Source organism: Streptosporangium sp. H13245 (assembly GCF_055690525.1).
In genome coordinates, this window is the sequence record NZ_JBSZKT010000005.1 from 55,597 (window position 1) to 74,318 (window position 18,722).

Consider the following 18,722-nt stretch of genomic DNA (forward strand, 5'->3'; position numbering starts at 1 on the left):
GGTTCATGTTGGCGGAGATTATCCGTACGGAGATCATGGAATACGTGGCTCCGATGTTCGAGCAGATCATGACAAGGATGGACACCCTCGCCACCAAGGAAGACCTCGCCGAGGTCAGGCAGGAGGTCACCGATCTTCGGCTCGATGTGGCGAAGTGCGCCACGAAGGAGGATCTTGTCGAGGTCAGGCGGGACGTCGACGGGATCAGGCAGGAGGTCGCGAAGTGTGCGACGAAGGAGGATCTTGACGGCGTCAAACAGGATGTCGCGGTCCTGACGGAGGACATGGTCGGGGTCAAGCGCCACATAGGGGCTATGGCGTACGACGTCGGCAAGTTGAAGGAGAACTACCGGGCCATGGACGGGAAGCTCGACCGGATGATCCTTTTTCTGGGGATGCCGCAGAGCTGAGAAGATCGTCAGGCCGGGCGGACCACGGGAGTTCCCGTGAGGCGGGCTCCGGCGGAGCCGAGTTCGGCGAGGGCGGCCTCGGTGGTCGGGGCGGACACCCCGGCGGTGAGATCCAGCAGCACCTGGACGGACAGGCCGTGCGCGACCGCGTCCAGGGCGGTGGCCCGTACGCAGTGGTCGGTGGCGATGCCGACGACGTCCACCGCGTCCACGTGGCGCTCGCCGAGCCAGTCGGCCAGGCTCGTACCGTCTGGGGCGGCGCCCTCGAAGCCGCTGTAGGCGCCGCTGTGGGCACCCTTGCTGAACACCTCCTCGACGCGTCCGGTGTCGAAGGCGGGGTGGAAGTCGGAGCCCGGTGTCCCGGCGACGCAGTGGGCGGGCCAGGTGGTCACGTAGTCGGGTTCGGCGGCGAAGTGGGAGCCGGGGTCGACGTGATAGTCACGGGTGGCCACGACATGGTCGTAGCCGTGCGAGGCGGCGTGCCGGGAGATGGCGGCGGCCACCTCCGCGCCGCCGCCGACCGGAAGGCTCCCGCCCTCGCAGAAGTCGTTCTGGACATCGACGACGATCAGTGCTGTTGGCATGCGGTCAGTCAAACACGGTCGGGATCGCGGCGTAGCCCCGGGACAGCTGGTAGGCGTTCGAGGGCAGCTCGGTGACGGCCTCGCGGTGCCGCGCGCGGCCCGCGTCCAGCTTCTCGCGGCCGACGATCTCCCCGTCCCCGACCAGCGGAACCTGTAGCGGGCGGGCGTCCGGGGGGCGTTCGCCCGAGACGGTGACCAGCTCGGCGACCGCCGTGCCCCCGGCGTCGAGTTCGCGGAAGGCGTCCTTGCGCCCGCCCCGGCTGGGCTTGCCCACCGACTTCTTGGCCACCGGCCGCATGATCCCTTCGGCGTCCTCGCGGGCGACGAGCTTGTAGACGAGGGCGGCGGTGGGGGAGCCGGACCCGGTGACCAGCGACGTGCCGACGCCGTAGCCGTCCACGGGCGCGGAGGCGAGCGCGGCGATGGCGTACTCGTCGAGGTCGCTGGTGACGATGATCCGGGTCTTGTGGGCGCCGAGCGCGTCGAGCTGCTCGCGGACCTCGTGGGCGACCTGGCCGAGGTCGCCGGAGTCGAGGCGGACCGCTCCCAGGGAGGGGCCCGCGAGCTCCACCGCGGTCCGTACGGCCTGGGCCACGTCGTAGGTGTCGACGAGCAGGGTGGTACCGGCGCCGAGGGAGGCGATCTGGGCCTGGAAGGCCTGCTCCTCCGAGTCGTGCAGCAGGGTGAACGCGTGGGCCGCGGTCCCGGCGGTCGGGATGCCGTACTCGCGGCCCGCCATGAGGTTGGAGGTGGAGGAGAACCCGCAGAGGTAGGCGGCCCGCGCCGCGGCCACGGCCGCAGCCTCGTGGGTACGCCGCGAGCCCATCTCGATCAGGGGCCTGGTCCCGGCGGCGCGGATCATGCGGGTGGCGGCGGTGGCGATCGCGCAGTCGTGGTTGAGGATCGACAGGATCACGGTCTCCAGCAGTACGGCCTCGGCGAACGTGCCCTCCACCGTCATGATCGGGGAGCCGGGGAAGTAGCACTCGCCCTCGGCGTAGCCGTCGACGTTCCCGGAGAAGCGGTATCCGGCGAGGAACTCCAGGGTGGGCTCGTCGACCACCTCGTTGTCCCTGAGGAACGCCAGCGACTCCTCCTCGAAGCGGAAGGACTCCAGCGCGTCCAGCACCCGGCCGGTTCCCGCCACGACCCCGTAGCGCCGCCCGCCGGGCAGCTGGCGCGCGAACACCTCGAAAACGGCCCGCTTGGAGGCGGCCCCGCTTCTCAGCGCCGCCTCAAGCATCGTCAGCTCATAGTGATCGGTAAGCAACGCGGTGCTCATGCTCTTTGTCACGAGTCGAAGACTAAGCCCGGGGTAGGGCAGACTGGTGAATGTGGGTAGCACCGCTCCAACGGAGGTCGAGCGTCCGTCAATCGACGTACGACCCGATCTGCCATGGTTGACGATCGTCTGGAACGACCCGGTCAACCTGATGTCCTACGTGACGTACGTCTTCCAGTCCGTTTTCGGATATTCCAAGGAGAAGGCGGAGAAGCTGATGCTCGACGTGCACCACAAGGGGAGGGCCGTGGTCTCCAGCGGCACCCGCGAGGAGATGGAGCGCGACGCGCAGATCATGCACTCGTACGGGCTGTGGGCCACCGTCCAGCGGGATTCGTGAGCGCGCGGACGGCCCGGTGTCACCCGTCGCCGCGCGGCGGACGGCCGGGCCTGAAGCGATCATGTCTGGAACGGCGGCCGGGGCTGAAGCGGCTGGGTTTGAAGCGGTCGGGCTCGGAAGGGCGGGCGGGCCTCGGGCGGAGCCCGCGAGGAATGGTGGGCGAGAGATGAGTTCGGGGTTCAAGCCGGGGCCCGAGGGCGGCGTGATCACGGTTTTCGACGCCGCCGAGGTGTCGATCCTGCGCTCGCTGGTCACGCAGATCCTGGGCCTGATAGAGCCGGGGGAGACCGGTGACGACCCCCTGGAGAAGGCGCTCGGCATCGGCGCCTCCGAGCAGTCCAACGATCCGGTGCTGGCCCGGCTGTTCCCCTCGGCGTACGAGGACGGCGAGGCCGCCGCCGAGTTCCGCAGATACACCGAGGCGACGCTGCGCGAGGGCAAGCGGGCCGACGCCAAGACGATGCTCGACAGCGCGGAGCCCGGCCGGGTCGAGCTGACCAGGGAGCAGGCGCAGGCGTGGATGCGCGCGCTGAACGACGTCCGGCTCGCGCTCGGCACCCGGCTGGAGGTGACCGAGGAGGTGCACGACGAGATCGCCGACATGCCGGAGAGCGACCCCCGCTATCCGGCGTACGTCATATACGACTGGCTGACCTACCTCCAGGACACCCTGGTCCGCGCCCTTTGGTAACTTCCAGTCATGCTCACGATCTCTCGGGAACTGGTCGACAGGATCATCGCGCACGCTCGGGCGGACCACCCCGACGAGGCCTGCGGCGTGGTCGCCGGGCCGGTCGGTTCCGACTCTCCCGAACGGTTCGTCGCGATGGAGAACGCCGAGCGGTCGCCGACGTTCTACCGGTTCGACTCGCTGGAGCAGCTGCGCGTCTGGCGGGAGATGGACGACCGCGACGAGGAGCCGGTGGTCATCTACCACTCCCACACCGCCACCGAGGCCTATCCCTCCCGTACCGACATCTCCTACGCCTCCGAGCCGAACGCCCATTACGTGCTGGTCTCCACCCGTGAGGAGCTGGGGGAGAAGGCCGAGTTCCGCTCGTACCGGATCGTCGACGGTGTGGTGAGCGAGGAGGAGGTGACGATCACCTCCGGGTGACCGTCACCGCTCGGGCCTTCGCGGCCGGGGTTCTGTCTCAGAGGGGCTCGGCCTTCGTCTCCGGATGTCTCGGCTTTCGCGTCCGGGGCTCTGTCCTCGGGTGTCCGGGGTTCGCGTCTTGGCGGCGTCCGAGGGTGTTCGGACGGCGTTCGGGTGGTGTTCGGGATTCGTACGGCGTCGGTGGCCGGTACGGCCGTGAGGCGAATGGACCCTTTGGGTAAACTGGTGAGCATGCTGACCGCCGCCCCGAGCCAGGAGGACGTCGTGCTCTCGCGTCCCGGCCCTCGGGCACGGCGCGCGGGTGTCGCGGCCGTGCAGAACTTCCTGTTCGCGCACACGCCCTCCGTCGTCGTCTACGACTGTCGCTGACCGGCTTTCCTGGAATCCTCCGGTGCTCGCCGGTGTTCTGATCCGGTGGGCTTTACTCCCATGACGACACAAGGAGATTGACCCGCGATGGCCATCGAGGTTCGCATTCCGACCATCCTGCGCACCTACACCGACGGCGCCAAGGCCGTCGACGCCAAGGGCGCCACGCTTGAGGAGCTCATCGGCGACCTGGAGGCCCGGCACCCCGGGCTGAAGGAGCGCCTGGTCGACAAGGGCGCGCTGCGCCGCTTCGTGAACGTCTACCTGAACGACGAGGACGTCCGCTTTCTGGGCGGGCTGGAGACCCCGGTCGCCGACGGTGACACGGTCACCGTCCTGCCCGCCGTGGCCGGAGGCTCCCGCTAGCCACGCGGCGTCGTCCGCGCCGTCCGTACCGCGAGATCTCCCGCGGTACGGACGGCACAGGCCCGCGGCCCCAGGTCTGTCAGCACAAGGTCAACCCGAGGCGGAAGCCGTACACCATGCGTTTTGACTCACTGATCGAATCGGTCGGCCGGACCCCTCTGGTCGGCCTGCCCAGGCTCTCGCCCTCGGCGGACGTGCGGATCTGGGCCAAGCTCGAAGACCGTAACCCGACAGGTTCGATCAAGGACCGTCCGGCGCTGTGGATGATCGAGCAGGCGGAGAAGGACGGGCTCCTCCAGCCGGGCTGCACGATCCTCGAACCCACGAGCGGCAACACCGGCATCTCGCTGGCGATGTCCGCCCGGCTCAAGGGCTACAAGCTGATCTGCGTGATGCCGGAGAACACCTCCGAGGAGCGCCGCCAGCTGCTGCGCATGTGGGGAGCGAAGATCATCTCCTCGCCCGCGGCGGGCGGCTCCAACGAGGCGGTCAGGGTCGCCAAGGGCCTGGCTGAGGAGAATCCCGACTGGGTGATGCTCTACCAGTACGGCAACCCGGCCAACTGGCGCTCGCACTACGAGTCGACGGGGCCGGAGATCCTGGAGGATCTGCCGTCCGTCACCCACTTCGTGGCCGGTCTGGGCACCACGGGCACCCTGATGGGCGTCGGCAGGTTCCTGCGCGAGCGGGTCCCCGAGGTGAAGATCGTCGCCGCCGAGCCGCGTTACGGCGAGCTGGTGTACGGGCTGCGCAACGTGGACGAGGGCTTCATCCCCGAGCTGTACGACGCCGACGTCCTGACCACGCGTTTCTCGGTCTCCTCCGCCGACGCGCTCCGGCGTACCCGCGAGCTGCTGGCCGGGGAGGGCATCTTCGCGGGGGTCTCCACCGGTGCCGCCCTGCACGCCGCGCTCGGCATGGCGGCCAAGGCCGTCAAGGCGGGCGAGCGGGCCGACATCGTGTTCGTGGTCGCGGACGGCGGCTGGAAGTACCTGTCCACCGGCGCCTACGAGGGGACGCTGGACGAGGCCGAGGAGCGGCTCGAAGGCCAGCTCTGGGCCTGAGACCCAGAGGGCGGGCGTCCCGGTGGGACGCCCGCCCTCTGTCGTTCCCGGGCCTCCGCGGGGGACCCGCGGAAGCCCGATCGAACGGGTGGATCAGTTGAACAGGAGCCTCAGCGAGAAGGACGCATCGCTGCCCGACTGGGTGCCGCTCATGCCCACCGCGCGGAGCACCTGGAGGTTGGCCTTCTCCTCGCCCTGGAGGCCGTTGAGATAGAAGCTCTCCACCTTGTCCAGGTCGACGTAGGCGGCGAAGGTCGCCTCGCCCGCGTTGGGGATCGCGAGCTGGAAGGTCTCGCTGTCGCCCAGGGCGCCGTCCTTGTTGAGCTCGGCGGCGTACTCCTGCGAACTGGCCAGGACGAAGACGCCGTCGCCGGGGACCTTGGCGAGCTGCGGTGTGGCCGTCCCGGAGTCCACCAGGAACTTCTCGATCTTGCCGACGACCTCCTGCGCCTTGGCCGGGTCGGTGACGACCTTCGCGCCGAACTTCGGCTGGTTGCCGTCGAGGCCGTTGGAGTCCAGGGCGAGGGTGATGTTCTTGCCGAGCAGCGTCACCAGGTCGTCGGGGAGCGCCAGGCCGTATTTCTGCTTGGCCTGGTCGGCGAACTGCTGGACGCCGCCGCCCGCGGCCTGGTCGGCCGACTTCATGACCTGCGCCCACTGCTTGCCGATCACCTCGCCGAGGCCGGAGATCGAGATCGCCCCGGCGGTGGAGGCCGGAAGCGTGCCGATCCTGGATGCCTCGGGAGTGCCCATGTCCAGGCTCTCGGCGCCCCGGCTGATGCCCGCGAGCTCGACGTACTCGCCGTCGAAGCGAAGGGCGCCCGCCACGCGGACGTTCTTGATCTGGGCGAGGGTGGCGGGGTCCTGGGACGCCAGTTCGGGAGCCATTTTCGCCAGCTGGCCCGCGTCCGCCCAGAAGGAGAGCACGCCGGTCTCGCCGAGGGCGCTCAGGTCGTCGGAGAAGTTGGCGTTCCCCGACAGCGGCTCGGCGGTGACGGCCTTGTCGACCTCGGCCTGGGTCTGGGCGAGCAGCGCGTAGTCGTCGCGGAACGCGATGCCGTACTTCTCCTCGCCCATCAGCTTGGCGATGCCCGCCGTGGCCTTGTCCTGGTCGGTGACCTGGACGGCCACCACGATGCCGGGGGTGGCGCCGGTCTTGGCCGGGGGCAGCGCGGCCACGCCGACGCGGACGCCGAGCCACGGCTCGACGTCGGCGGCGTAGTCGATCTTGCCGAGGCTGCTGGTGTCCTTCTTGATCAGGTCGAAGATCGCCTGACGCGGGTCCTCACCGGTGAAGGAGTCCTTGGTGGCCGTGAACTTCCTGGCGATGGTGAACAGCGCCACCTTCTGGTTCGCGGCCGGGTCGAGGTCGAGGCGTACGTAGCCGAGGGCGTTGCCGGGCAGGACGTCGTGCGGCTGCGCGCCGCCGCCGCTGAGCAGGTTGACCGCGAAGAAGCCGCCGCCGCCCACGAGGGCGACGACCAGCGCGGCGATCACCGCGAGCAGCCAGCCCCTACCACCCTTGCGGGCGGGAGGTCCGGGGGGCGGTCCGGCGCTCAGGAAGTCGGGACCCTGCTGCCAGTTCCCGGGCTGCTGCGCGTACGCCTGCTGGCCGTAGTTCTGCTGCTGCTGGTAGCCGGGCTGCTGCTGCCCGTACGGCTGCCCGGCCTGCTGGCCGTAGTTCTGCTGACCGGCCTGGCCGTAGCTCTGCTGGCCGTACGGCTGCTGCTGGTAGCCCTGCTGGGGGTTCTGCTGCTGGTAGGGCTGGCCCTGCTGCGGGTAGGGCTGCCCCTGCTGGTAACCGCCGGAAGGCTGTGAGTATCCGGGCTGGCCGTTCTGCGGATAGGCCTGTGTGTGCGGCTGGTCGTTTGGCTGCGCGCCCTCGTTCCAACGGTAGGCGATCGTCCTGTCGGGTTGCTGACCCGGTACGGGCGACTGGTCGGGGGGATTGTTGGCAGGCATGATCACTCACAATGTGGACTTCGCGGACAGGGAGAAGTTAGTGCACATTGCTAGCAACCCGCTTGCATTGAACTAACTATGTGATTGACCCGTCTAAGTGCGATCAGCCCCTGCTCAGAGCGGTTTTATGGCTCATTGTCGCCTTTGTCATCTCATTCCCGCAGGTCACTGCCGTCTCTTCCTTATCGCGGCCTCCCGTTTTTCCCGATGGCGCCGGTGACTCCGAGGACTCCGGCGGCTCCGAGGACCGGGGCCGACCCCGGGGAGGCGAAGCCCGCGCGGAATGGGTAGAGTGACCCCTCTAGAACAAGGTTCGGGGGCGTGGATGACGAAGTTCGACGAGGCGACAGCGGCCATCAGGGTGGACGAGACCACCTACGACGTGTGCCTCGACACCGGATACTCGATCGGCGGTCCCCTCAACGGCGGCTACCTGATGGCCGTGCTGCTGCGCGCGGTCGTGGACGCCTCCCCGCACGAGCACCCGGTGACCACGGCCGTCCAGTTCCCGCGCGCGGCCAGGCCCGGCCCCGCGCAGGTGCGCCTGGAGCAGATCAAGACCGGCCGTACCGTCACGATGACCCGGGCGACCCTCATCCAGGACGGCGCCTCCTTCATCGAGGGACTCGTCACGACCGCGACCCTCGGTGACGCCGTCCCCGACTGGACGGACGGGCCCTCGGCGGCGATGCCGCCGATCGAGCGGTGCGTCTCGCTGCCCGCGCCCAAGGCCGACTCCAACATGACGCTCAACGCCCAGATGGAGCTGGTCTTCGACCCTCCCACCATCGGCTGGCTCACCGGCGAGCCCACCGGCAGGCCCGAGGCCCGCGCCTACTTCCGGATGGCCGAGCCGCAGGACCCCGACCCGTACGTGCTGGCGCTGGCCGTGGACGCCCTCCCGCCGGTGGTCTTCTCCGCCGGAGCGCGCGGCTGGGCCCCCACGGTCGACCTCACCTGGCACCTGCGCGCCCTGCCCGCTCCCGGCTGGCTCACCCTCCTGGCCGGAGGCCGCCTGATCAGCGACGGCTGGTTCGACGAGGAGGTCGAGGTCTGGGACTCGGCCGGACGCCTGGTCGCCCAGTCCCGCCAGCTGGCCCGTGTCGGGCGGGGCTGAATGTCATCAAAAATACATGGCTGAGCTGGTAATCGGCGTTGTGAGGATTCTTACCGTGATCGGTCGTCCCAGGTCGCCTAGCCTTGGGAACTGTGTCGCAAGCGAGTATTGGAATCTTTGACAGCGGTGTCGGCGGTCTCACGGTGGCCAGAGCGATCATCGATCAGCTGCCCAACGAGTCGATCTTCTATGTGGCCGACACGGCGAGGCAGCCGTACGGCCCCAAGAGCATCGCGCAGGTTCGCGCCTACGCGCTGGAGGTGATGGACCACCTCGTCGAGCACGACGTCAAGATGCTGGTGATCGCGTGCAACAGCGCCAGCGCGGCGGTGCTCCGCGACGCTCGGGAACGCTACTCCGTCCCGGTCGTCGAGGTGATCCAACCGGCCACGCGCCGTGCCGTACGGGCCACCCGCAACGGCAGGGTCGGGGTGATCGGGACCAGGGCCACGATCGCGTCGATGGCGTACCACGACGCGTTCGCCGCGGCTCCCGACGTCCGGCTGACCGGGGTGGCGGCGCCGCGCCTGGTGGAGTTCGTCGAGCGGGGGGAGACGATGAGTGACGAGCTGATCGACGTCATCCGCGAGTACCTGGAGCCGGTGCTCACCGACGGGTGCGACACGCTGATCCTGGGATGTACGCACTATCCGCTCCTCGCCGGGCCGATCTCCTACGTGGTGGGAGACGGCGTCACGCTGGTGTCCAGCGCCGACGAGACGGCCAAGGACGTCTACCGCGTCCTGCACGACCGGAGCCTGGCCGCCGTAGGGGGCGTGCCCGGACACCGTTTCCGCGCCACCGGCGACGCGGGCCTCTTCGCCGACCTCGGGCGACGGTTCCTCGGGCCGGAGATCCAGGCGGTCGAAGTGGCGGTAGTAGGGGATGTTCCGAACAACGGGCATCGCGTGTGACGGTGCTCGGGCGCTCCGTAGGGGGAGCTCCGGAGGATCGGCGGACGAAGGGGGGCGGATACCGGCCACCGGCGCCCGCGCCGTGACACGCGGCGCCGCACAGTAACCGTAGGAGGCCGCCGTGAAATTGACGATCATCGGATGCTCGGGGAGTTTCCCCGGGCCTGACAGCCCCTCCTCCTGCTATCTGCTGGAGGCGGAGGGGTTCCGCATGCTGCTCGACTTCGGGAACGGCGCGCTCGGCGCGCTCCAGAAGTACATCGGCCTGTACGACGTGGACGCGATATGCCTGTCGCACCTGCACGCCGACCACTGCCTCGACATGTGCCCGTACCACGTGGTGCGCACCTACTCGTCCCAGGGCCCGCTGCCCAGGGTGCCGGTGTACGCGCCCTCGGGGGCGCGCGAGCGGCTGGACGCCGCCTACGCGATGCCGGACGAGCCGTCGCTCGACACGGCCTTCGACTTCGTGGGCCTGATGCCCGGGATGTTCGAGGTCGGCCCGTTCGAGGTGACGGCCGCGCTGGTGAACCACCCCGTGGAGACGTACGGGTTCAGGGTCTCCCACGGCGGGCGCTCGGTGGCCTACTCCGCCGACACCGGCGAGAGCGCCGAGCTGGTCAAGCTCGCCTCGGGGGCCGACGTGCTCCTGTGCGAGGCCTCATACCTCGACAAACCCGGCCTTCCCACCGGCCTGCACCTGAACGGCCGCCAGGCGGCCGAGCACGCGGCCAGAGCGGACGTGGACACCCTGGTCCTGACCCACCTGGTGCCCTGGAACGACCGTGACCGCGTCATGGAGGACGCCTCCCGCGGCGGGTTCGGCGGGCGGATGGAACTCGCACGGAGCGGGGTCCGCTATGACCTAGGGTGAACGTCATGGCTCGCGCAGATGGACGTTCTCCCGATCAACTCCGCCCCGTCACCATCACCCGCGGCTGGCTCGCGCACGCCGAGGGTTCGGTGCTCGTCGAGTTCGGCGGCACCAAGGTGCTCTGTGCCGCCTCCGTGCAGGACAGCGTGCCGCGCTGGCGCCGGGGCAGCGGTCAGGGCTGGATCACGGCCGAGTACGCCATGCTGCCGCGCGCCACGAACACCCGCAACGACCGGGAGTCGGTACGCGGCAAGATCGGCGGCCGTACGCACGAGATCTCCCGCCTGATCGGCCGCTCCCTGCGCGCCTGCGTCGACTACAAGACACTGGGCGAGAACTCGATCGTCATCGACTGCGACGTGCTCCAGGCCGACGGCGGCACCCGCACCGCCGCCATCACCGGGGCGTACGTGGCACTGGTCGACGCGGTCGCGTGGATGCGCAAGCGCAAGATGTGCGGCGGAGACCCGCTGGTCGACTCGGTCGCGGCCGTCTCCGTCGGCGTCGTCGGCTCCACGGCGCTGCTCGACCTCTGTTACACCGAGGACGTCGCCGCCGAGACGGACATGAACGTTGTGATGACCGGCTCCGGCGAGTTCGTCGAGGTCCAGGGCACCGCCGAGGGCAAGCCGTTCGACCGCGCCGCCCTCGACGAACTGCTCGACCTCGGCGCGGCCGGGTGCGCCGAGCTCACCCGCCTCCAGCGGGAGTCCCTGGCATGAGCGGGTCTTCCGGCGTGAGCGGGCTTTTCCGCGTGGGACGTTCTGGAGCTTCTGGGCTGAGGGGTTCGGCATGAGCGAGTCCGGTGCGAACGAGGCCGAGAGCGGCTTGACCCGGGCGCGAGTGGTCCTCGCCACCCGGAACGCCGGGAAGATCGCCGAGCTGCGCCGGATCCTGGCCGACGCCTCGATCCCGGTCGAGATCGTCGGGCTTGAGGAGTTCCCCGAGATCGGCGACGTCGCCGAGACCGGCCTGACCTTCGCGGAGAACGCCCTGCTCAAGGCGCACGCGGTCGCCCAGCAGTCCGGCCTGCCCGCGATCGCCGACGACTCGGGCCTCTGCGTCGACGCCCTGAACGGCATGCCCGGCATCTTCTCCGCCCGCTGGTCGGGAAAGCACGGCGACGACCAGGCCAACCTCGACCTGCTGCTCGCGCAGGTCTCCGACGTGCCCGAGGGGCACCGGGGCGCGCACTTCGCGTGCGCGGCGGCGCTGGCCCTCCCGTCGGGGGAGGAGCGGGTGACCGAGGGCGCCCTGCACGGTGTGATCATCGACGCCCCGCGCGGCACCGGCGGCTTTGGCTACGACCCGATCCTCGTCCCCGAGGGCGAGACCCGCACCACCGCCGAGCTGTCCGCCCAGGAGAAGAACGCCATCAGCCACCGAGGCCGCGCCTTCCGCGCCCTGGCCCCGATCATCGCCGAAGTGGTCGCCTGACCTCTTTCCAGCCGAGGGCCCGCAAGAGCCGGACCGACCCTTGGCCGAGCGGCCGTTTGATTTCTCCAGCCGAGGGCCCGCAGGGAGGCGGCCTGGCCGGAGCAGCTGTTTGATCCCTCCAGTTGAGGCCCGCAGGGGCCTGGCTCGCCTGAGACCCGCTCGTGAAGCATCTCCCGGCTCGGCCCGGAAGTGATCATCCGTCTTCCTCCCGACGGTGGTGGGTGGCTGCGGGGACCCGTACGGAAAGCGGGCGGGCGTCCGGCCGGGCCTGTAATCGGGGCGTAAGAACCCGGGGCCCCGTAGGGGCGTAGCGTCGGAGTATGCAGAGCAACAGGCGCATGCCCTCGTGGGCTTCGGCGCTGATCGGCCTGGTGTCCGGCGCGGTGGCGGTGGGGGTGTCCCTGCTCGTCGCGGGTCTGATGAACCCCGCCGCCTTCCCGGTCGTCGCGGTCGGCAACTCCGTTGTCGACCTCACCCCGGCCCCGCTCAAGGAGTGGGCGATCCGTACCTTCGGCGAGAGCGACAAGACCGTGCTGCTCGCCGGGATCTTCCTGATCCTGGCCGCCATCGCCGCCGCGCTGGGAAGGGCCGCCGTCCGCGATCTGCGGTACGGGATGGCGGGCCTGGCCGTATTCGGCCTCATCGGTGTCGTCGCCGTGCTGACCCGCCCCGGCTCCGGACTGATGGACGTCGTCCCGACGCTGGCCGGGGTGGGCGCCGCCATGCTCGCCCTCCGATGGCTCATCCGCCGCGCCCTCGTACCGATCGACGCCCCGGCCTCGCCTGAGCCGTACAGAGGTGTGCCCGGTGCGGGTGCCGACGCCGTGGGTGCGGCGGGGGCCGCGTACGACACCGGGATGACGCCCCGGCCGGAGAGGCTGCCGAGGTCCGGGGAGCGCCGTGATCCGTCGACCCCGCCCGTCATGCGGGCCGGGAACGACCTGCGCGCCTTCGACCGCCGGGGCCTGCTGACCGGCGCGCTCGGCGGCGTGGCCCTCGCCGGGGTGGCGGGGGTGGCCGGGCGCACGTTCTCGGGACAGGCCGAGGTGAGCGCGGTGCGCGGCGGCATCACGCTGCCCCCGCCCGCGAGGGCCCTCGCCACGCTGCCCGCCGGGGTCGATCTGAGGATCAAGGGCCTGTCGTCGTTCGTCACCCCCAACAACGACTTCTACCGGGTCGACACCGCCCTGGTGGTCCCCCAGGTCGATCCGCGCGACTGGACCCTCACGATCCACGGCATGGTCGACAGGCCCGTGGAGCTCACCTTCGCCGACCTGATGAAACGCGTCGTGATCGAGGCCGACGTCACGCTCTGCTGCGTCTCCAACGAGGTCGGCGGCCCCTACATCGGTAACGCCCGCTGGCTGGGCGTCAGCCTGGCCGGGGTGCTGCGCGACGCGGGCGTCCAGAAGGACGCGGACATGCTGCTCAGCACCTCCGCCGACGGCTGGACCGCCGGAACCCCGGTCGACGTCGTCATGGACGGCCGCAACGCCCTGCTGGCCTTCGGCATGAACGGCCAGCCGCTCCCGGTCGACCACGGCTTCCCGGTCCGCCAGGTCGTCCCCGGGCTCTACGGCTACGTGTCGGCCACCAAGTGGGTCACCGACATCAAGGTCACCCGTTTCGACCGGGACGAGGCCTACTGGACCCCCAGGGGCTGGTCCGCGAAGGGGCCGATCAAGACCGAGTCGCGCATCGACCTGCCCAGGGACGGCGCGACCGTCCCGGCGGGGAAGATCGTCGTCGCGGGTGTCGCCTGGGCCCAGCACAAGGGCGTGGACGCGGTCGAGGTCCGCGTCGACCGGGGCCCATGGCGCAGGGCCCGCCTCGCCACGGCCCCCACCCCCGACACCTGGCGCCAGTGGGTCCTCGACGACTGGGAGGCCACCCCCGGCAGCCACACCATCGAGGTCCGCGCCACCGACGCCACCGGCTACACCCAAACCGGCGACCGCGCCCCCATAACCCCGAACGGCGCCACCGGCTGGCACACCATCACGGTCGACGTCACCTGACCCGGGATGTTGTCCACGCCCCTCGGTATCGACGCGGCAAAGGAGGAGCTATCCCCGCGCGTGCGGGGCCGACGGCGGCGACGTCCCCGGGCGGCTGATGGACGTCGGATCACCCCCGCGTGTGCGGGGCCGACTCGCGGACACCGGCCCTGATCCTCGCGTCGAGCGGACCACCCCCGCGCGTGCGGGGCCGACTCCGACCGGTTGAAGATCTGCCACGGCGCGTCCGGACCACCCCCGCGCGTGCGGGGCCGACCTGTCGCGGTTCCCTGCGATCGCCAGCGGGATCGGACCACCCCCGCGCGTGCGGGGCCGACGGTTCGGAAGCGGGCGGGCACGACCGCCACTGCGGACCACCCCCGCGCGTGCGGGGCCGACATCGCGCGGGCTGCGGCCCGGCGGCTGCCCACCGGACCACCCCCGCGCGTGCGGGGCCGACGCATGGCAGGCCCTACGCGGCGGCGGTGGCGGGGGACCACCCCCGCGCGTGCGGGGCCGACAGGGATGACCAGGACACCAGAGCCAGGGATCACGGACCACCCCCGCGCGTGCGGGGCCGACACTTTGTGAGCTGTGGGTTTACTGGCACAGGGCCTGTGTTTTTATTAGGTGTATCTGGGAGAGATTGCCGATCTTGGCCAGTATCAACGAAGCAGTATGAAGTTAGGGAAAACTAAGGCGGTTCGCAAGGATATCGGGAGGAGGAAGATCTAAGTCACGTTCCTGCGTAGCTATGACCTTCCGCCCCGTACGAGGCCCGTACCACTGAACGGGCCCCAAACCATCACTCTCGCTATGCGGTGGCTTCTTCGCTGCCCCATCCCGGGGCGGGCGCCGGGCTTTAAATGGTCAACTCTTCTCTCTCGTGGAGAGGGGCGCCCTACTATCTGGCTGCCAGGGAACGGGGGAGCCGTGGACGAGTGGAGTTTGGCCTCGGGGGTCTACAACCCCGTGGTGACGATGGACGGGCAGCGGTGGCGGGACTTCGAGCTGGAGATCCAGGTGCCGGTCGTGGCACCGGCGCCGCGTGAGCGGGAGCGGATGCGCTGGGGTCCGGCACGGCTGGACCAGTGCAGGCCGTACGGGCTGGCGGGCGGGCTGGCCAGGCCCGATCCGCAGACCGAGGAGGATATGCTGCGGGCCGTCCCCCTCACCGAGCAGGGCACCCCGCGTCGTTTCCCCGACCCCCGTGGCATGTGGATCAGGCTGGTCAACGGGACGGGGCCCGCGGACGACCCGTTCCGGGCGACCAACGCGATCGACTGCGCCCTGTCGGTGCTCTCCACCTGGTACGGCTCCCCGGCGGTGGCCGCGCCCCGCAGGCCCGAGTACGACCGGGTGGGCAAGCCGCTGCTCAGCGGGGAGGCCGGGGGAGTGGCCAGGGCGGAGCGGTGGCTGGGGCAGCGCTTCCAGTACGTGGGGCAGGGGCGCCACTCCTACCTTCCGATCGCGCAGGCGCTGCTGGCCGGAGGGCACGGCTCCTCCGCGGTCATCATCAACCGCTGGCCCGCCGGGGGCAGCCACGCGTGGAACGCGGTGAACTTCGACGGCGAGGTGATCTGGATCGACGCGCAGCGAGGTCACATGGCGGTGGAACCACCGTACGAAGCGGTGACCGGCGTGTTCTGCGTCGTGATCGACAGGGAGGGGCGGCGGTTGTGACGCTTTTCCCGGCTGCTTTGCCCACACCTGTCCCGGCTGCTTCACGGCCGTCCTTCCCGACGGCTTCACGGCCGCTTTTCCTGACGGCTTACTTCGCGGAGGCGGGTTCCCGCGAGATGAGCGAGACGAGGAGGACGGGGTGAACCCGGACCAGGCGAGGGCGGTGGCGGAGGAGTACTTCAACGGGGTCCGCAGTGCCGGTTCCGCCGTTGAGATCAGAATTTATGCCTTCAATGAGGGCTATGTCGCCTGGTCGAACGAGCCCGAGTCCGACGATCCCAGCGTGCTGCCCGACACCGTCGGCTCCGGGTGCGTGGTCATCGACAGGGCCACCGGCGAGATCGTCATCCGGCCGCTGCTCAACCCCGAGACCGTGGCCGAGCAGTGGCCGGGACGCCGCCCCCGATAGCGAGACGTCCCGGCCACCAGATCCGGCCTTCACCTGGCAGGGCAAGGTCTTACTCGGCCGGGCTCGGCCTTCGCGCGGCCGGGCAAAGCCTCACGCGGCCGGGCAAGGTTTCACGCGGCCGGGCAGGGCCTCACCCGGTTGCGAGGCCATCCCGGTTCCGCCCGCCCGGCCGGGTGCGATGCCGTTTCCGATCCGGTCGCGAGCCGCTCGGCCTTTCCGGTCCTGTCCCGCCCGGCCGGGTGCGGTGCCGTTTCCGATCCCGTTCGCGGTCCGGGCGGCCTCACCCGCTCGCGAGCGCGCCCACGACCGAGGCGCGGGCCGCGCGCCGGGCGGGCAGGACGGCGGCGAGGACCCCGGCCAGGCCGGACAGGGCCACGAACGACAGGATCTGCGGCACCGGCAGCTGGAAGATGACGTTGTCGGTCATCGTCTGCGCGGCGGCCCAGCCGAACGCGACGCCCAGCGTCACGCCGACCAGCGCGCCGATGAGCCCCAGGACCAGCGCCTCGACCGAGAGCATCCGCCGCAGCTGGGGCCTGGTCAGGCCGAGCGCCCGCAGCAGCGCGGACTCGCGGGTGCGCTCGTGGACCGACAGGGAGAGCGTGTTGGCGATACCCAGCAGGGAGATGAGCACCGCCAGGCCGAGCAGCCCCGTGATGATCATCAGCACCATGTCGAGCGCCTCGTCGAACTGACCCCGCATCTCCGTCGAGCTGGCGACCTTCGCCGTCGGGTACGGCTCCGCCGCCGCCTCGACCGCCGCGAGCGCCCGGTCCGGTTCGACGCCGTCCCGGTGCTTGATCATCACCCGGCTGTCGCCGATCTCGCCGAAGTAGCGGTCGAAATCGCCCTCGGGCACCGTCACGCTGGCGAGGCTCGCGTCGATGTCGGAAAGACCCACGATCGTCAGGCCGACCGCGCCCGCCTTCGCCGTTCGTACGGTGATCCGGTCACCGACCCCGAGCCTGAGCCGTTCGGCGACGCGCTCGGTGACGAGCGCGGTCCCCGGCCCGAGCCGGTCGAGTGAGCCCGCGTCCAGCGGCGGCTTGAAGCCCGGGACCGGGGTGAAGGTCCCGACGTCGTAGCGCGCGGTCCCGGTCGCGAGCCTGGCGGTGGTCTCGCGGAAGGCGATGACCGACTCCAGCTCGGGCCTGGTCCGCAGATCCCGGGCGATCGCGCGGGGCAGGCCCGAGTCGCGTTCCTGGGTCTGCACCAGGTAGTCGAAGGGGAACTGCTCGTCGAGCTGCTGGGTGTACGTCACCCGTACGGTGCCGGTGACCACGGAGATGACCGTCATCAGCGTCACGCCCACGGTGAGCGCCACGGTGGTGGTCGCCGACCGCTTCGGGTTGCGCCGGGAGTTGTCCACGGCCAGCCTGCCGGGTACGCCGAACAGCCGGGCGGGCACCCACCCCGCGAAGGCGGACAGCGGCCTGACGATCACCGGCCCGAGGGTCAGCACCGCCAGGAAGACGAACGAGCAACCGGCCATGACCACCACCAGCGCGGTCTCGCCGGGCTTCATGAGCATCCCCGCCACCGTGGCGCCCACGCCCGCGACCAGGAACAGTCCCGCGAAGATCACCCGTACCAGGCCGGTCCTGAAGGTCTGCTCCTCGGCCTGCGAGCGCAGCGCCGCGATCGGCGCCACCCGCGTCGCGGCCCGCGCGGGCAGCAGCGCCGCGCCGACCGTGACCGCCAGGCCGATGACCAGGCCCAGGACGACGGTACGCGGCGTCAGGGTGGTCGCGGCGGCCGAGGGCAGCGGCGCGTCGAACGCCGTCAGCACGGCGAGCGCCCCCGCGCCCAGGCCGTAGCCGAACAGCAGGCCGAGCACCGACGACAGCAGGCCGACCACGGCCGACTCCAGCACGATCGACCCGAACACCTGCCCGCGCGTCGCCCCGATGCACCGCAGCAGCGCCATCTCGCGGGTCCGCTGGGCCACCAGGATGTTGAAGGTGTTGTAGATGACCAGCGCGGCCACGAACATCGCCACCACGCCGAACAGCAGCAGGCCCAGCATCAGGAAGTCACTGTTGGCGCCGTTGGACCTGGCCAGGTCCGCCGCGTACCGCTCACCGGTCTTGACCTCGTGACCCGCGCCCACGGCCGCGGCGACCGAACCGCGCAGCGCCTCCTGGGTGACGCCCTCGGCGGCGGCGACGTCGATCTCCCGGTACCCCTTCTGCCCGGTCATGCTCCTGGCCGTGTCCGTGGTGTAGCCGACCGCGCCGAAATAGCCGAGCTCCTGGTCCAGGCCGAGGTCGAACAGGCCCACCAGCGTGAACTCGTGCCGTGCGTTCTTCGCGTCGAGCACCGCGATGATGTCGCCGACCTTGAATCCCCTGGTCCTGGCCGTGCCCTCGTCGAGCACGGCCTGCGTCGCGGTCCTCGGGACCGTACCGCTCACGATCGACGTACGGTTCAGGTCGCCCTCGGGCAGGGAGATCCCCGCGGTGGGGAAGTCACCCGCGGTCTTGCCGTCCTTGCCGAGCAGCGCGGACGTGCCCCGTACCAGCCCCTGGGCGTCGGCCACGCCGTCCACGGCGCGTACCCTCTCCAGGGTCGCCTCGGAGGCGGCCGGAGGCTCGTCGCCGTTCCCGTCCGCCCGGGGGATCACGGCGACGTCGATCCTGTCGGCCGCCGCCGAGAACTTCTCGGTGAAACCCGTCTCGATGGTGTCGGTCAGCACGAACGTCCCCGCGATGAAGCCCACACCCAGCGCGATCGCCAGCGACGTCAGTACCAGGCGCAGCCGGTGCGCCAGCAGCCCGGCCAGCGTCGTCCTCAGCAC

Annotated in this window: 19 protein-coding genes and 1 CRISPR repeat array; of the genes, 15 read left to right on the forward strand and 4 right to left on the reverse strand. The window is 70.4% G+C overall.

Annotated elements, in window-relative coordinates; genetic code table 11:
• The first annotated feature begins 5 nt into the window (after window positions 1-5).
• On the forward strand, window positions 6-410 hold the full coding sequence (locus ACW9TB_RS11850; RefSeq protein ID WP_472748024.1) for a hypothetical protein: 405 nt from the start codon (window positions 6-8) through the stop codon (window positions 408-410).
• A gap of 8 nt (window positions 411-418) precedes the next feature.
• On the opposite strand, the gene ACW9TB_RS11855 is transcribed toward ACW9TB_RS11850, so the two are convergent.
• Together ACW9TB_RS11855 and ACW9TB_RS11860 are read right to left on the reverse strand one after the other, a co-directional pair.
• Window positions 419-994, reverse strand: coding sequence for a nicotinamidase (locus ACW9TB_RS11855; RefSeq protein WP_472748025.1), 576 nt, complete (start codon window positions 992-994; stop codon window positions 419-421).
• 4 nt (window positions 995-998) lie between these two features.
• A complete protein-coding gene (locus tag ACW9TB_RS11860; protein ID WP_472748235.1) occupies window positions 999-2,276 on the reverse strand; it encodes a nicotinate phosphoribosyltransferase in 1,278 nt (425 codons plus the stop codon).
• Window positions 2,277-2,328: 52 nt separating this feature from the next.
• On the opposite strand from ACW9TB_RS11860, the gene clpS reads away from it, so the two are divergent.
• From clpS to ACW9TB_RS11890, 6 genes are all read left to right on the forward strand, one after another.
• A complete protein-coding gene (gene clpS, locus ACW9TB_RS11865) occupies window positions 2,329-2,616 on the forward strand; it encodes an ATP-dependent Clp protease adapter ClpS (protein ID WP_344888582.1) in 288 nt (95 codons plus the stop codon).
• Window positions 2,617-2,782: 166 nt separating this feature from the next.
• Window positions 2,783-3,307, forward strand: coding sequence for a DUF2017 domain-containing protein (locus tag ACW9TB_RS11870; RefSeq protein ID WP_472748026.1), 525 nt, complete (start codon window positions 2,783-2,785; stop codon window positions 3,305-3,307).
• Between the two features lie 9 nt (window positions 3,308-3,316).
• Window positions 3,317-3,733: a M67 family metallopeptidase gene (locus ACW9TB_RS11875; protein WP_472748027.1), complete on the forward strand. Its 417-nt coding sequence runs from the start codon at window positions 3,317-3,319 to the stop codon at window positions 3,731-3,733.
• 231 nt (window positions 3,734-3,964) lie between these two features.
• Window positions 3,965-4,102 carry a hypothetical protein gene (locus tag ACW9TB_RS11880; protein ID WP_472748028.1) on the forward strand — a complete coding sequence of 46 codons (138 nt, stop codon included), beginning with the start codon at window positions 3,965-3,967 and terminating at the stop codon, window positions 4,100-4,102.
• An 87-nt stretch (window positions 4,103-4,189) separates the two neighbouring features.
• A complete protein-coding gene (locus ACW9TB_RS11885) occupies window positions 4,190-4,468 on the forward strand; it encodes a MoaD/ThiS family protein (RefSeq protein WP_030906436.1) in 279 nt (92 codons plus the stop codon).
• Between the two features lie 116 nt (window positions 4,469-4,584).
• Window positions 4,585-5,532, forward strand: a complete 948-nt coding sequence (locus ACW9TB_RS11890; RefSeq protein ID WP_472748029.1) for a PLP-dependent cysteine synthase family protein — start codon at window positions 4,585-4,587, stop codon at window positions 5,530-5,532.
• A 93-nt stretch (window positions 5,533-5,625) separates the two neighbouring features.
• On the opposite strand, the gene ACW9TB_RS11895 is transcribed toward ACW9TB_RS11890, so the two are convergent.
• Window positions 5,626-7,494, reverse strand: coding sequence for a DUF3352 domain-containing protein (locus ACW9TB_RS11895; protein WP_472748030.1), 1,869 nt, complete (start codon window positions 7,492-7,494; stop codon window positions 5,626-5,628).
• A 325-nt stretch (window positions 7,495-7,819) separates the two neighbouring features.
• On the opposite strand from ACW9TB_RS11895, the gene ACW9TB_RS11900 reads away from it, so the two are divergent.
• The 8 genes from ACW9TB_RS11900 to ACW9TB_RS11935 all read left to right on the forward strand — a co-directional run bounded on the left by ACW9TB_RS11900 (window position 7,820) and on the right by ACW9TB_RS11935 (window position 15,925).
• Window positions 7,820-8,611 carry a thioesterase family protein gene (locus ACW9TB_RS11900; RefSeq protein WP_472748031.1) on the forward strand — a complete coding sequence of 264 codons (792 nt, stop codon included), beginning with the start codon at window positions 7,820-7,822 and terminating at the stop codon, window positions 8,609-8,611.
• Window positions 8,612-8,703: 92 nt separating this feature from the next.
• A complete protein-coding gene (gene murI / locus ACW9TB_RS11905; protein ID WP_472748032.1) occupies window positions 8,704-9,525 on the forward strand; it encodes a glutamate racemase in 822 nt (273 codons plus the stop codon).
• A 121-nt stretch (window positions 9,526-9,646) separates the two neighbouring features.
• Entirely contained in the window at window positions 9,647-10,399 is a 753-nt protein-coding gene (locus tag ACW9TB_RS11910) for an MBL fold metallo-hydrolase (protein WP_472748033.1), read from the forward strand.
• Window positions 10,400-10,404: 5 nt separating this feature from the next.
• On the forward strand, window positions 10,405-11,121 hold the full coding sequence (gene rph, locus ACW9TB_RS11915) for a ribonuclease PH (protein ID WP_472748034.1): 717 nt from the start codon (window positions 10,405-10,407) through the stop codon (window positions 11,119-11,121).
• Window positions 11,122-11,191: 70 nt separating this feature from the next.
• Window positions 11,192-11,836: an XTP/dITP diphosphatase gene (locus ACW9TB_RS11920; RefSeq protein WP_472748035.1), complete on the forward strand. Its 645-nt coding sequence runs from the start codon at window positions 11,192-11,194 to the stop codon at window positions 11,834-11,836.
• A 320-nt stretch (window positions 11,837-12,156) separates the two neighbouring features.
• Complete coding sequence (locus ACW9TB_RS11925) at window positions 12,157-13,854, forward strand: molybdopterin-dependent oxidoreductase (RefSeq protein WP_472748036.1); 1,698 nt, start codon at window positions 12,157-12,159, stop codon at window positions 13,852-13,854.
• A 44-nt stretch (window positions 13,855-13,898) separates the two neighbouring features.
• Window positions 13,899-14,415: direct repeats of the CRISPR family, unit length 29 nt; unit sequence CGGACCACCCCCGCGCGTGCGGGGCCGAC.
• A gap of 351 nt (window positions 14,416-14,766) precedes the next feature.
• Window positions 14,767-15,516: a toxin glutamine deamidase domain-containing protein gene (locus ACW9TB_RS11930; protein ID WP_472748037.1), complete on the forward strand. Its 750-nt coding sequence runs from the start codon at window positions 14,767-14,769 to the stop codon at window positions 15,514-15,516.
• A 139-nt stretch (window positions 15,517-15,655) separates the two neighbouring features.
• Window positions 15,656-15,925, forward strand: coding sequence for a hypothetical protein (locus ACW9TB_RS11935; protein WP_472748038.1), 270 nt, complete (start codon window positions 15,656-15,658; stop codon window positions 15,923-15,925).
• Between the two features lie 280 nt (window positions 15,926-16,205).
• Here the strand turns inward: ACW9TB_RS11935 and ACW9TB_RS11940 are convergent, their stop codons facing one another.
• Window positions 16,206-18,722, reverse strand: a complete 2,517-nt coding sequence (locus ACW9TB_RS11940; protein WP_472748039.1) for an ABC transporter permease — start codon at window positions 18,720-18,722, stop codon at window positions 16,206-16,208.

Coding starts and splice junctions, on each gene's coding strand:
- rph (WP_472748034.1), top strand. CDS start 10,405: ATGGCTCGCGCAGATGGACGTTCTCCCGATCAACTCCGCCCCGTCACC.
- ACW9TB_RS11895 (WP_472748030.1), bottom strand. CDS start 7,494: ATGCCTGCCAACAATCCCCCCGACCAGTCGCCCGTACCGGGTCAGCAA.
- ACW9TB_RS11885 (WP_030906436.1), top strand. CDS start 4,190: ATGGCCATCGAGGTTCGCATTCCGACCATCCTGCGCACCTACACCGAC.
- ACW9TB_RS11900 (WP_472748031.1), top strand. CDS start 7,820: ATGACGAAGTTCGACGAGGCGACAGCGGCCATCAGGGTGGACGAGACC.
- ACW9TB_RS11875 (WP_472748027.1), top strand. CDS start 3,317: ATGCTCACGATCTCTCGGGAACTGGTCGACAGGATCATCGCGCACGCT.
- ACW9TB_RS11890 (WP_472748029.1), top strand. CDS start 4,585: ATGCGTTTTGACTCACTGATCGAATCGGTCGGCCGGACCCCTCTGGTC.
- ACW9TB_RS11870 (WP_472748026.1), top strand. CDS start 2,783: ATGAGTTCGGGGTTCAAGCCGGGGCCCGAGGGCGGCGTGATCACGGTT.
- ACW9TB_RS11925 (WP_472748036.1), top strand. CDS start 12,157: ATGCAGAGCAACAGGCGCATGCCCTCGTGGGCTTCGGCGCTGATCGGC.
- ACW9TB_RS11880 (WP_472748028.1), top strand. CDS start 3,965: ATGCTGACCGCCGCCCCGAGCCAGGAGGACGTCGTGCTCTCGCGTCCC.
- ACW9TB_RS11920 (WP_472748035.1), top strand. CDS start 11,192: ATGAGCGAGTCCGGTGCGAACGAGGCCGAGAGCGGCTTGACCCGGGCG.
- ACW9TB_RS11860 (WP_472748235.1), bottom strand. CDS start 2,276: ATGAGCACCGCGTTGCTTACCGATCACTATGAGCTGACGATGCTTGAG.
- ACW9TB_RS11855 (WP_472748025.1), bottom strand. CDS start 994: ATGCCAACAGCACTGATCGTCGTCGATGTCCAGAACGACTTCTGCGAG.
- ACW9TB_RS11850 (WP_472748024.1), top strand. CDS start 6: ATGTTGGCGGAGATTATCCGTACGGAGATCATGGAATACGTGGCTCCG.